15 protein-coding genes and 1 tRNA gene are annotated in these 12,257 nt (G+C 50.8%); 7 read left to right on the top strand and 9 right to left on the bottom strand.

Annotated elements, in window-relative coordinates:
- Positions 1 to 5 precede the first annotated feature (5 nt).
- The 6 genes from NWE93_08885 to NWE93_08860 all read left to right on the top strand — a co-directional run bounded on the left by NWE93_08885 (position 6) and on the right by NWE93_08860 (position 3,091).
- Positions 6 to 302 (top strand): 50S ribosomal protein L21e, encoded by a 297-nt coding sequence (locus NWE93_08885; protein MCW4000342.1) that lies wholly within the window; start codon positions 6 to 8, stop codon positions 300 to 302.
- A gap of 11 nt (positions 303 to 313) precedes the next feature.
- The gene (locus tag NWE93_08880) at positions 314 to 652 is read left to right on the top strand and encodes an RNA polymerase Rpb4 (GenBank protein ID MCW4000341.1); all 339 of its coding nucleotides are present in this window, start codon (positions 314 to 316) and stop codon (positions 650 to 652) included.
- A gap of 63 nt (positions 653 to 715) precedes the next feature.
- Positions 716 to 1,282: a DUF655 domain-containing protein gene (locus NWE93_08875; protein ID MCW4000340.1), complete on the top strand. Its 567-nt coding sequence runs from the start codon at positions 716 to 718 to the stop codon at positions 1,280 to 1,282.
- A gap of 10 nt (positions 1,283 to 1,292) precedes the next feature.
- Positions 1,293 to 2,111, top strand: coding sequence for a 16S rRNA (adenine(1518)-N(6)/adenine(1519)-N(6))-dimethyltransferase RsmA (rsmA, locus tag NWE93_08870; GenBank protein MCW4000339.1), 819 nt, complete (start codon positions 1,293 to 1,295; stop codon positions 2,109 to 2,111).
- The gene (locus NWE93_08865) at positions 2,095 to 2,709 is read left to right on the top strand and encodes a class I SAM-dependent methyltransferase (GenBank protein ID MCW4000338.1); all 615 of its coding nucleotides are present in this window, start codon (positions 2,095 to 2,097) and stop codon (positions 2,707 to 2,709) included. Before rsmA ends, NWE93_08865 begins: the two co-directional genes overlap by 17 nt.
- 52 nt (positions 2,710 to 2,761) lie before the next feature.
- Positions 2,762 to 3,091, top strand: a complete 330-nt coding sequence (locus NWE93_08860) for a hypothetical protein (protein MCW4000337.1) — start codon at positions 2,762 to 2,764, stop codon at positions 3,089 to 3,091.
- Between the two features lie 138 nt (positions 3,092 to 3,229).
- Here the strand turns inward: NWE93_08860 and NWE93_08855 are convergent, their stop codons facing one another.
- Positions 3,230 to 3,871 (bottom strand): class I SAM-dependent methyltransferase, encoded by a 642-nt coding sequence (locus NWE93_08855; GenBank protein ID MCW4000336.1) that lies wholly within the window; start codon positions 3,869 to 3,871, stop codon positions 3,230 to 3,232.
- A gap of 102 nt (positions 3,872 to 3,973) precedes the next feature.
- Here NWE93_08855 and NWE93_08850 point away from each other — a divergent pair, with 102 nt between their 5' ends.
- Positions 3,974 to 4,579: a hypothetical protein gene (locus NWE93_08850; protein MCW4000335.1), complete on the top strand. Its 606-nt coding sequence runs from the start codon at positions 3,974 to 3,976 to the stop codon at positions 4,577 to 4,579.
- Between the two features lie 90 nt (positions 4,580 to 4,669).
- Here NWE93_08850 and NWE93_08845 read toward each other — a convergent pair whose 3' ends face one another.
- The 8 genes from NWE93_08845 to NWE93_08810 form a co-directional block, all read right to left on the bottom strand.
- Positions 4,670 to 5,455, bottom strand: coding sequence for a fibronectin type III domain-containing protein (locus NWE93_08845; protein ID MCW4000334.1), 786 nt, complete (start codon positions 5,453 to 5,455; stop codon positions 4,670 to 4,672).
- A gap of 404 nt (positions 5,456 to 5,859) precedes the next feature.
- Complete coding sequence (locus NWE93_08840) at positions 5,860 to 6,645, bottom strand: hypothetical protein (protein ID MCW4000333.1); 786 nt, start codon at positions 6,643 to 6,645, stop codon at positions 5,860 to 5,862.
- A gap of 110 nt (positions 6,646 to 6,755) precedes the next feature.
- Positions 6,756 to 6,834, bottom strand: a tRNA-Arg gene (locus tag NWE93_08835).
- Positions 6,835 to 6,919: 85 nt separating this feature from the next.
- Positions 6,920 to 8,530 carry an ATP-binding protein gene (locus tag NWE93_08830; protein MCW4000332.1) on the bottom strand — a complete coding sequence of 537 codons (1,611 nt, stop codon included), beginning with the start codon at positions 8,528 to 8,530 and terminating at the stop codon, positions 6,920 to 6,922.
- A 120-nt stretch (positions 8,531 to 8,650) separates the two neighbouring features.
- A complete protein-coding gene (gene lysS / locus NWE93_08825) occupies positions 8,651 to 10,252 on the bottom strand; it encodes a lysine--tRNA ligase (GenBank protein MCW4000331.1) in 1,602 nt (533 codons plus the stop codon).
- 77 nt (positions 10,253 to 10,329) lie between these two features.
- Positions 10,330 to 10,668: a hypothetical protein gene (locus tag NWE93_08820; GenBank protein ID MCW4000330.1), complete on the bottom strand. Its 339-nt coding sequence runs from the start codon at positions 10,666 to 10,668 to the stop codon at positions 10,330 to 10,332.
- An 11-nt stretch (positions 10,669 to 10,679) separates the two neighbouring features.
- Positions 10,680 to 11,660 (bottom strand): SPFH domain-containing protein, encoded by a 981-nt coding sequence (locus NWE93_08815; GenBank protein ID MCW4000329.1) that lies wholly within the window; start codon positions 11,658 to 11,660, stop codon positions 10,680 to 10,682.
- A complete protein-coding gene (locus NWE93_08810) occupies positions 11,660 to 12,199 on the bottom strand; it encodes a hypothetical protein (GenBank protein ID MCW4000328.1) in 540 nt (179 codons plus the stop codon). The genes NWE93_08815 and NWE93_08810 overlap by 1 nt, the downstream gene beginning before the upstream one ends.
- Positions 12,200 to 12,257 lie beyond the last annotated feature (58 nt).

Below are 12,257 nucleotides of genomic sequence, written 5' to 3'. Positions count from 1 at the left end.
ATAGAATGAAAGGTTCAAAAGGCTACTACACTGGCACCCGCAGTCTTCTGCGCAAACCCACTCGTGAAAAAGGCAAACCTAAAATCAGCAAGCTCCTTCACGTATACGAAGCCGGTAACCAGGTTATCATAAAGATGGATTCCAGCACACAGAAAAGTATGCCTCATAAGCGCTTCCACGGCAAAATAGGCTTTATCGTTGAGAAGCGGGGCAGAGGCTACGTGGTCAGCGTCCCACAGGGCGAAGCCATAAAAACCATAATTGTGCGTTCGGAGCATCTTGAGCCCTATACAGGTACGTGAGTGAAAGTAAAATGAGCAAGAGAGAAGTAAGCGAAAATCGGCTAACTCTGCCAGAAGTCAAAAAGGTACTGGAAAGCATCGGCGAGGAAAACCTTGACCAGTTCCAGCGCCGCACCCTTGACTACGTGAGCAAATTCAGCAAAGTTGAGCCTCAGAAAGCTGAAGAACTCTTGCAGACGCTCATCAAAGAATACGAGCTAGACGAAGCGGAAGCTGTCCAAATCATCAACTGCATGCCTGAAACCGTAGATGAACTTCGTGTCTTCTTAGCAGGCGGACGCAAAATCATCGAAACCCAAAAACTGAATCAAATCGTAGAACTTTTAAATGAAAACCGCCTCCTCAAATAGGTAAATTGGCTAAAGTGTTTTTAACTAGTTAACGGAAATACATTAGAGGCACAAGTGACTGCTATGGAAAAAAGGTATGAAGAGAACGCTTACGTACTGGACTTTCTATCCCACGGCAAACCCGGAGTCCGCCCCACTGGACGCGCAGGCTACCGTGCAGGCGCCCTTATCCAATGCGTCGGCGAAGAATTTTTCACGGTCCTTGAGGCGCTGGTGAAGGAGGGGCTGATGTTAAAGCCCGGCGACCGCGTTCACGTTGGCAAAGACAGCCGCGAAGAAGTCACCTACATCATCGGCCGCATAGGCTACGAAGAGTTAACCGCCGCTGCAAGAGCTGAGCTTCCAAGCGTCATCAGCAAAATCGTTGCTAACCGCGAGAAGTGGTTTGTTAACTTCTTTAACACTGCCCGAGCCATAACACCCCGTATGCATGCCCTTGAGCTTGTGCCCGGCATCGGCAAAAAATACATGTGGCAAGTCATCAACGAGCGGCAGCGCAAGCCCTTTGAAAGTTTTGATGACCTCCAAAAACGCACTGAGTTGCCTAACCCCGTGAAGTTGATTACTAAGCGGGTTATGGAGGAGCTTGAGGGCGACAGCAAATATCGCCTCTTCACGCGGGCACAGTAAGGCAAAGCAGATGAGTCAAGAGCAAATCGAGCAGCTGCTTTTAACCCACCACATCAACCCTAACAGGCTGCTGGGACAAAACTTCATGATAGAGCCCAGCTTGTACCCCCAACTCGCCGACTACGCAGATCTTCAACCGTCAGATGTGGTTTTGGATGCAGGCGCCGGCTTTGGGTTTTTAACGCGGTTTCTGCTGGAGCGTTGCCGAGGAGTCGTCGCCGTCGAGAAGGACCCGCAGCTAGCCGCTTTCCTACGTGAACACCTAAGGGGCAAAGCTAACGTTTCATTGGTGGAGGGCGACGTGCTTAAAGCGCCTGTGCCTGCCTTCAACAAAGCCGTCTCTATTCCGCCCTACTATTTGTCCTCTCATCTGGTGATGTGGCTGCTTGAGCGCCATGTGGACTGTGCAGTTATGATTGTGCAGAGGGAATTTGCCATGCGCCTCGTCGCGTCGGTAGGCAGCGAGGAGTACGGCTGGTTAACGGTGGTTGCGGCGCAGCAGGCGGAATCAGAGGTGCTGGATTTGGTGCCAAAAACCCTTTTTTACCCTCAGCCCGAGGTTGATTCGGTGATATTGCGGCTAAAACCCCACAGCACCCCTGCGTTCACGGTGAAGAACCCCGCGGAGTTTAAGCAGCTGGTTAAGTGGCTTTTTACGCAGCGCAACAAGAAACTGGCTAAAGCCCTTGCGCCCTACCTGAAAAGCAGCCGAAAAATCTCTAAAGCAGACGCAGAAAGCCTTGCCCAGCGCCTGCCCCACCATGAGCGGCGGGTAAGGGAGCTTTCCCCTAAAGACTTCGGAGCAATCGCAGATGTCCTCCCAACTTAAACGAGTCCACTTTGGCCCATGCCGCTTCGACGTCGATGAGGAAGTGTATGAGCCAGCCGAGGATTCTTTTCTGTTCGCTGAAAACCTGCATGTCAATGCGGGCGCGGAGGTTTTGGATGTGGGCACGGGCAGCGGTATCTTAGCCGTAACGGCGGCAAAGCAGGGCGCCCACGTTACCGCAGTCGACGTGAACCCCTATGCCATACATCGCGCCAAAGCCAACGCAGAGCTAAACCTCGTCGATGCAGCAGTCAGCTTTATCCGCAGCGACCTCTTCTCGGCGCTATCCTTGGCCGCCAAGTTTGATTGGGTCCTGTTTAATGCGCCGTATTTGCCCTCTTTGGAGGATGAGGAGGAGTCGTGGCTTGCGCGGTCTTGGGCAGGCGGCGCGGATGGGCGGCTGGTGGTGGACCGCTTTATTTCGCTGGTGCCGGCTTACCTCAACGTGGACGGTCGTGTTTTGCTGATGCAGTCCACGCTTACTGGCTTGGAGGCGACGCTGCGGGGTTTCGCTGACCAGAACCTGAGGGCGCATGTTGTCTCTTCGTTGCCGTTGCCCTTTTTTGAGACCCTGACGCTTATTGAGGCTCAACGGTGAGTGCAAGAAACGCTTTAAGCTAGAAGCGCCCCATTAATTTTGGTGTATAGTTATGACTCTTTGGTTTTATGTTAATACAAACGATGACCCCAAAACCGTAGGCGAGGTGGTCTGCGCTTTTAACTACACGGAAGGCGAGCACCCCAACGATAAGTACTCATGGATTATGCAGGAGGGCCGAGATGAGCCGGGTTACTGGGAAATCCGCGGGAAATACGCTGCGCTCAAGGACCTCACCGAAATCGGCATTGTCTACCGCGTCGGCGACACAGTGGTCTTCTCGGAAATCGACGATGAATTAGCCCCAAACGTTATCGATCCGCTTATCGGCAAATACGGCTTTGACAACGTCAAATGGATCGTTGTGCCGCTGATAAAGTAGCTTTGCGCTCCAAGCGACCTATCCCCCCTCTATTTATAGGGTCATAGCGCAAACGTCTGCTGCTCCACCGCTACCTCCCTCCCCTTAGATAAAGCAAGCATCAAATTTGGCAGCGGAAGCTACAGCGTCGAAGCCTGCTTATTCCTTATGGGCTACAAGCGTGTTCCAGGGCGTCTGCGCCTTCAAGAAGATTTCAACCTCACTGAACCCAGCCTGTTGCAGCTGCGCCGTCAGGTCGCTTGGCGATTCAAGATGCACATGCGCTCTCTTGATGGTTTGGGCATGCTCGACTTCGTATCTGCCGTCCTTTATCATCTCATTCACCAAAAGCAGGCAGCCGCCCCCCTTAAGCACGCGGTACAGCTCCCCAAAGGCATCCGTCAGGTTGCCCCAGAAATAATATGTTTCCACAGCCGTCACAAGGTCAAAGGTGCCGCTTGAAAAACCCAGCTTCTCCACCGAACCCCGCAAAAACCCCATCCTACCATCCACTGTGTGCGCTTGGTTATTTTGCCTGGAATATTCCACCATGTCTCTTGAGCAATCCAGCCCCACCGCCCAGCCTCTGCAGGCGAGCTGCGCCAGTTTACTTAGGGTGTTGCCGCCTCCGCAGCCCACATCCAAAACCGAAAAGCCAGCCCCCACCCTAACGTGGCCTAAACCCCACTCTGTCAGGGCGTCGTGTTCGCGGTTCATTAACGCTGCAACTTCGCGTCCCTGGATGCCATGGGGACATTTGAACTGGGCCATGAAAGTGTCGTCTCTGATGCTGGTTGACATGGAGGAACTATTGGCTGGGGCTGCTAAAAGCTGTTTGCGGGTGAAGCGGGAGGGTTTTTGGTGGTTTTGGTTAAAATATCTGTGCTGCCAACATGAGTATGTATGCTTGACTATCTCGTGTTTGTGGCAGCCTTCGCCTCGCTGCTTGCCGCCTTAGCCTACATCCGCAGCATGTTCCGCGGCCAAACCATGCCTAACAGGGTAACCTGGTTCATGTGGTCAGTGGCGCCCTTCATAGCCACCGCCGCCTCCCTCTCAAGCGGAGTAGGACTAGCAGTGGTGCCAGTTTTCATGTCGGGATTCTCGCCTTTCCTCATCTTCACCGCTTCCTTCTTCACCAAAAAAGCCTACTGGAAATCCGCCCGCTTCGACTACATCTGCGCTGCCCTCTCGGGGCTAGCGCTTGTCCTCTGGTTTGTAACCGCGCAAGCCAACCTCGCCATCGTCTTTGCCATATTAAGCGACGCATTAGCCGCCGTGCCCACCCTCACCAAAGCCAGACGCAGCCCCCAAACCGAATCCATCTGGCCATACCTCGTCGGCGCAGTGGCGCCGGCAACGAGTTTTCTTGTCGCCGCAACCTGGAGCTTCTCGGCGCTGGCGTTCCCCGCCTACCTGATAGCGGTGAATGTACTGCTGGTGGCTTCGGTGTCCAGAAAAAGGTTTCCAAAAAAAGGATGGCTATTACAGTTTTTAAATAAAATCTAGGAGAAAACCAACCGAAAAACCGTAAGCAAGTACGCTTCTTAAAAAAAGTAATATTGGTGTTTGTGGCCCTTCGGTTTGGTACCTTTGTTATTACTTCCTTCTTCGAGTAATTAATAGGGCAGCAACAACAATCAAGACCAAGGCAATAATGAATATTATCGCCCCTATTATCACTGGGGATACCATCCATTGTTCACTTATTAAAGGCGCACTTGTGGGTTCCGGTGTTGGTTCCGGGATTACTAACGTCGCAACATTTGAGTTAGCGGAATACTGTCCGTTGTTTCCTACCTTGTCTATAATTTGAAATTCATAGGTGCCTGGACATAGACCAGTTACTGTATAGGTATTCTGTGTAGCATCGGTTGATGTGGTGAGTATTGACCATGAGCTTCCTTGTGTTCTCATTTGTATTGTATAGCTTTTGAAGGGTACCGAAGAAGAATATGTATTGTAAACAATCCACCTTAAGCTTGCTGTAGTTAACGTGTTAGAGGTTATTTCAAGGGCAGGATTAGCTTTAGTCCTTACTTGCAAGGTATTGGACGGGGTTGTTCCAACTAGAGAACCAGAGTCTTCAACTTTAAAATAGTAATCGGTGTTAGGAATTAATCCACCAATAAAGGTAGACGTTTGGTCTTTGCTATCGGTACTCCAAAAACTTTTCCACGGTCCATTTACTGATGTAGAATAAAAGGTTTCATATTTACTAAAAATCCAATCATCTGATTTTGTCCACTGTAAGGTGACTGTAGTTTCGGTTTGAGCAGGTGAAGATAGTGTCGGAGAATACGCTCCTTGAACATAACTAGCAGAATAAATAAGCAAAAGCATCAAGCCAAGAATTACTAAGATATAACTTTTGTTTGGCATCATATATTTCACATTCTTAATAATAACCTAATTTTATTTTTAAAAGTTTCTATTTATTCTATTTTGAAAATTCCATAATCAATCAAGCGTATAGACTCCATAAAAAAGAAAAAATTTGAATTAAGAGATACTTATTACGTTTGGCGATTAAAATCGGGGGAGTAATGGATTTCCCGACAGGCTGAGCTATAATCAACAGGCTTTTTCTTGAGGACCAGTGGCAGCCCCGCAGTCGAAATTATTACTTTGGGAAATTGGCGGTCTAGATTTAACGTCTCAAAGCTATCTTATTGCCCCTTCTATGGGTTTATGCAAAATATCTCATCTTAGTATCAAACGGCAAGGCGGCTTGCATACTGCTTGTTAACTCCCACCATCAGAGCAGCGCAAAATTTCTAATCTACCATTTAAGGAGGAGGCGGAAGAGGTCGGCTCATTTCATTTATTAGCTCCATCATAGCGGGTACCTTAGCATTTACAATATCTATGATTGGATTATACTCCTCAGTTTTTGACCTGTGTTTCACTGCCATCGCTGCTGCCCAAGGCCAATCTACAAAAGCCATGGCGCCCTCCATTATGTTCCAAGGATGCACAATATGCATTGTGTAGTTGGTACTTGTGACCATTTTGATCGGTTGAGGCGCTAAATCTTTCTTCTTATCACCCGCGAAAAGCCAGAGTTCGGAGACCACAATTTCTACTCTTGGCATACCAAGCATGGTTTTAGCCGCTGAAACGCCTGATAGCACCTGCATCGTCATTGCAGGCCCGTTTGACGTGATGGTGTAGGTCATCTTCATTTGTTTTAGAAGGCCACCTTGATAGAATTTCTGGATAAATCCATAGTTTCTTTCTGTGAAAACCGCTAAAAGATTCTTTGCTAGGACGGAATCAAAAATCACTTCACATAAAATTATTCTTCCCGTAATCAACGTGCTGAGTTGAACAAGTAACAGTCTCTTGTCGGTAAGCATGAGTGTACCCGCCAGCCTCTGACCGCCTTGACGACCAGTCATGGTTTTCATAGTGGTGATATCTTTTCCCGCGTACATGCCGGCTTCATAAGTGAGCACACGTGCCTGTGCCAAATTGGCGGTGCCATGAGGTTCAAGCCTTGCGGCTTCTGTCCAGAAAAGCAGCGTTTCTTGGGGGAGCAGGAAATGCCGATAGCTTTCCAACTGGTGACTCAATTAAATCACATCTTCAGTAAATCAATGCTCACAGATTAGTTTAATAAATTTTTTGATTATTTTTTATAAACTAAAACAAGTATGGATAGAATGAATTTCTAAAATTAGATTGGCGGGCCCGGAGGGATTTGAACCCTCGATCTCCGGCTCCGCAGGCCGGTGTAATAATCCGTACTATACAACAGGCCCAACCTGTCATGTGCCTCCAATTCTGGGGGCAGAATAGTAAATACTTTGCTCTCCAACTTAAGAATAGTGGTGCCAGAAAGCAGAGTTAATCCAGTTGCTTTGGGAAGATTATTTTGAATTGGGTGCCTACGCCGGCTTGGCTCTCAAAGCTTATGGTGCCTCCCTGCGCCTCCACCAGCCGCTTAACCACCGCCAACCCAAACCCCTGTCCCTTCGACTTCGTCGTCATAAGCGGCTGAAAAATCCGTGGCTTAACCTCATCGGGGATCCCTACGCCTGTGTCCTGCACGGTGATGGCGACGCCCCCGTCTTGGCGGGTGGCTCTCAGGGTTAATTTGCCTCCGTTAGGCATAGCCTGCACAGCGTTAGTCACCAAGTTAACAAGTATGCGTTTTAGCAGCGTGGGATCCAGCCTAAGTTTAGGCAGCTCAAGGTCACATTTGGCGAATGCTTCAATGTTGCCGGGGATTTTTACCGTGAGCACCAGGTGAGGCAGCATCTTGCAGAGGTCAACTTCAGATAGCTCCGGCTTGAGGGGACGAGTGAAATCCTGCAGGTCAGCGATGATTTTGTTCATGTACTCGATTTGCTCTTGGATGGCGCCTAGGCCCTCCTGCAACTCCTGTTTGCATGGGCCGCCCGCAGATTCATCCACGGTCTGCGACATCAAATACAGCTCCCCCACGATGGCTTGCAATGGATTTCGGATATCATGCCCAATCATGCCTGCGGTCTGCCCAATCGCCGCCAACCGCTCCGCATCCTTAAGCTGCTGCGTGCGTTCATCCACAAGGTGCTCGAGGTTTTTAGCGTACTGCTGAAGCTTATCCTCGATCTGTTTGCGCTCGGTTATATCCTGTTCGATACCCATGACTCTTAAGGGGCTTCCGTCTTGAGCGTATTCGCGTACCGCCTGATCTGTATGGATATACCGCACGGCGCCATCTTGCCGTATAATGCGGTAGTCAAAACTGATTGGTTCCAGTAAGCTGCCTTTAAGCAATCTTGCCTTAAGCTTCTGGCGATCATCGGGGTGAATGTATGTGAAGTATTCCACAAAGTTAGGGCCAAACTCTCTAATGGGGAGCCCAAAAATCCTAAAGAGCTCCTCAGACCAGACCGCCCGGTCCTCTTTGATGTTGTATTCCCAGCTGCCTAACTGTGCGATTTTCTGGGCCATCCTGAGGCGTTTCTCGCTTTCCTTAAGCGCCCTCTCAGCTTTAACGGCGTCAGTGACATCCAACAGTATAACCAGGGCATACTCTACTGCGCCAGCCTCACCAAAAAGCGGTCTTACGATTACGTTAACGATGAAATAGCGCCCGTCTGGCCGAGCTATGGTGACAAGGGTCCCCTGAGATGGCTGCCCCATTAGTGCGCGGTAGGCAAAGAGTTCCTCGGCAGGGCAACGTTTACCATTCTGAAAGCGGATGTCGAGTTTCTCTGCAAGCTGCACAAGAGTGATGCCGCAGGGGTTGCCTCCATAAATCTCGACGGCTTGGTGGTTGGCGTAAACTATTTTTCCGTTATCGCTTTCGAAGACCACGATGGCGGATAAGACGTTCTCGAGGATTTCTTCAAGCCTCTGCTTGGTTAGGGCGCTAGCGCAGGGTGGAGAAGAGTTAATGGAGGCGGCTTCTCTATCGTCAACCTCATCGATGTGTTTCTTTGGTTTTACCTTCCGGTTTTCTGACAATTCAACCAGATTCTAAAAACGCCAACCACTATAATGTAGAGAGGGAAACAAGTAAAGTTTTTTGGTAAAGCAACCTGCGCTAAGCAATAGGGTTCAAAAAGGGGAGAAATTCCGCGGTGGCTAACTGCGTTTTAGCGCCCGCTCCAACGCCGCAACCACGTTCTGTTTGCCCATGGCAAGCACATATGGTCCAAGCCGTGGCCCCTGAGGCGCACCCATCAGGATCTGATAGAGCACCTTAAAGAAGTTGCCGGGTTTTATGCCGCTGTCCTTGGCTGAGGTGAATATGGCGTTCTGGATGGCGTCTGCGTCGAGGTCGGTTTGCAGTTTGGCAACCAGCGCGGTTACCGCTTTCTTTTCGTCTTCGGAGAGTTCCACTTCGGTTTCGGTGATTTCGTCGAAGTCCCGTGTCCAATTCAGGGCGTAGTCTATGCGCTGCTGCAGCCCCGCGTCTATGCCCTGATCCTTCTGGAGGTAGCCGTAGCTTTGAAGCTTCTCGGTGATGTAATCGCTTTGGGATTCTTTGGGTGCCATCTTGACAAGGAAAGTTAGCAGGTTGTAGGGGACATGTAGGCTGGGCTTGGCGGGGGGATTTAGGAGATAGCAGTACTCAAACAGGCCTCTTAGGCGCATTTTCTCTTTCTCGCCCACCTGCTTTCTGCCAAAATAGACTTCCTCCATGTAGTCAAGCTCGTTCATGTAGGCGGGGATGTCTGAGACGTCGAGGCTGCGGGTGCCCACAAAGCGCTTAAGCATCAAAAGCAACAGCGACTGCGGCGAACCATAGTTAAACCACACCTGCGGCGTGAAAACGTTGCCGGCGGATTTGCTGATTTTTCTGCCGCCTTTATCGAGGAACATCTCGTATTTGGCGTGGCTAGGCGGCTCAAACTTGAGGACTTCGCGGCAGATGCGGTCGTTTATGCGCACGGAGTCAGCGATGTCTTTGCCGTAGGCTTCAAAGCGGATATCCAGCGCCCGCCAGCGTGCTGCAAATTCGCTTTTCCATGTGAGTTTGCCTTCGCCGCTTTTGATGTCGACTTCACCTTCGTGGCCGCATCCAGCAATTTTTTTTCCGCGGATTTCTAGGCCCTCGCATTTGTAGGTGACTTTGTCTGTTTTAGGGTCAAATTTGTATGCGCGGGTAGTGTAGAGGTGACCACAGTTTTCGCAGACCGCGAAGAACGGCAGAACCTCAGTGTAGGTTTCCTGTCCCACTTCCTCTTTGACGATTTCGCCGACTTGTTTGGCGTTTGTGAGCAGGGTCCGGATTTCGTTTAGCAGCAACCCTTTTTTGTAGACTTCGTTAGCTGAGTAATACTTGTATTCTATTCCGCATTTTTCGAGAGCTTCCAAAAGCAGGCTGCTCATATGTTTACCATAGCTTTCATGGCAGCCGAACGAGTCGGGGATGCTTGAAACGGAGTAGCCAAGCCACTTCTCCATATCCTTAGACATGCCAGCGGGGACTTTGCGTAAGCCGTCTTTGTCGTCGCAGTAAGCCACAAGCTCCGAGTTGACGCCCTGGTCTTTGAGGGCCAACGTGACGGCGTAGCTGCGTGTGGCGTCGCCTAGGCTGCCGATGTGGGGAAAACCCGAGGCGCCCAAGCCCATTTCGGTGCGGACCACGCTCATGTCCCGCTTTAGGGTTTGTTCTCGCTCGATGACTTTTTTTGCCATCAGATCGTACCATGTGCCGTGACCGACGATTTCTTCACTCATAACAGCGTTCCTTCAGCCAAACACAGAATGCAGAGATATAAAAAAATGTTTAGAGCCAAAAAAGGGCTCAACCGAGATTATTTGCGTTTTAGTGCGGCTATGATGGCTAATGCGGCAACAACCAGCAGTATCACGACCACTGAGTAAAGCCAGTTGACGCTAAACAGCGCCCATGCCCCGCCTACGGCGATGGCGACTAAGCCCAGGGCGGCGGTGCTAAACGCGGTGCGCTCATACATGACGGGTTTGCCCATCCGCATCGCGCCCAGCGCTAGCAGCCAGAGACCCGAAAGCAGCAGAACCACAGGCACAATTAGCGTCCAATCAATCAGCCCTGCCGCGTAGAGCAGGATGGCTACTACGAAGGTGAGGATGACGACGCCGATTGTTAAGAGGTTGCGGTTGCTCTCGCTCATGGTTGGGCCGCCTACTCGATTTTTTGTCCGCATTCAGGGCAGAATTTGCTGTTGGCGGGGATGGATTTGCCGCATTTGGGACACGTCATGGCTTGTTGGCTGGGTGGTGTGAGGTTGGTTCCGCAGTTGGGGCAGAACTTGCTGGTAGCGGGCACTTTTTCGCTGCATTTAGGACAGATAACCAGCGCCGCCACCGGTGCCGCCTGGGGCGTGCCCATCTGGTTCATGACCTGCGGTATAAGCACCATGCCTGCGCCCAATGCGCCTGCTCCGCCTCCGCCCTGCCCAAGGCTTGCCGCTGCACTCTTCACGGTTTCCATGCGTAGCACGTCGCCGGCGGCGGTGTTGCCTGTTTTTAGCCAGAAGAGGCGTTCACGGTACTCGGGTGTGGTGTCTATGCCCTCGAAGCGCATGTCGGTGAGTTCTATGCCGACGCGTTTGAAGTAGTCGATGAGCGTGTTTTTGACGATGACGCTGGTTTCGTCGAGGCGTGTGAAGACTGAGACAAGGTCGTAGTGGCTGAGTTCATCGATGATTTTCTCGTTAAGGAAGCCCCGTAGGAAGCTGTTGACGCCCTCGGTGGTGAAGGCATGTTGGCCGCCTACCACTTCGTTGACGAAGAGCGAGGCGTCGCCGACTTTAAACCAGAATTGCCCATAGACCTGCAGAGGAGCAAGCTCGGTGGTCTGCGCGCGGGTGCCCCATTTGCCTGCGAAGATTTTGGTGCTGATGAAGAGCACGGTGGCTTTGAAGGGTTTGTTGCCACCGAAACCCGCTAGCCTCGTCAGTAACCCAGTGATTAGGGGCAGATTCAGGGTGGTTAAGGTGTGGCGTCCCGCTCCAAAGACGTCATAGGCTTTGCCGTCGCGGAAGAACACCGCCATCTCATATTCATGTACGATTAGCTGAGCGCCCCATGTGATGTCTTCGGTGGGGTAACGCCAGAGGATGTCTTCGGCGCCGACGTTTGTCCATTCAATTACCTGCGGCATTATGCATGCACTCCCATGATGACTTCTTGTCGTTTATCAAAGGCGTCTTCGAGCAACTCAAACTTGTCGGTGACGCTTTGGATTTTATCCTTAAGGTTCGTGTAGTCCCCCGCTAGCAACGCGGCTTTGAAGCCGTCGATTTCGCTGCCAAGGGCGTTAACGTAGTCGAGGAGACGGTTGTCGTAGGCTATCATCTGGTCAAGGTTTGCCTCCTTGATTTTGACTATGTCAAAGAAGCCTGAGTAGCCATAGGATGCGTGGTTGACTTTTTCGGTGATGCGGTCCATCTTGGCGTTTAAGCGGTCGATGTCAGCTAACACGTCAAGATAGCGTTTATCGGCTATACGCTGCGCGATACTGCGGACCGTATCCTTGTCTTTGCTTAGTTTAAGGGCAAGGTGGTTACGGATAAGTTTGTCTGATTCGCGGCGGAGCTCCTTCTCTTTATATCCTCGGAAACCCGGAAGAGCCGCGGCGATTTTCTCGGAAAGCCTCATTTGGCTTTTCGCTTCTGCATATACATCTTTGTTTTCGCTCATTTACCAAATCCTCCCATGCATTCATCTCGATATAAAAACCGGTCGCTTTTAAAGATTA

Source organism: Candidatus Bathyarchaeota archaeon (assembly GCA_026014735.1).
In the GTDB taxonomy this organism is placed as follows: Archaea; Thermoproteota; Bathyarchaeia; order Bathyarchaeales; family Bathycorpusculaceae; genus Bathycorpusculum.
This window is presented reverse-complemented; position numbering and strand designations above follow the sequence as displayed.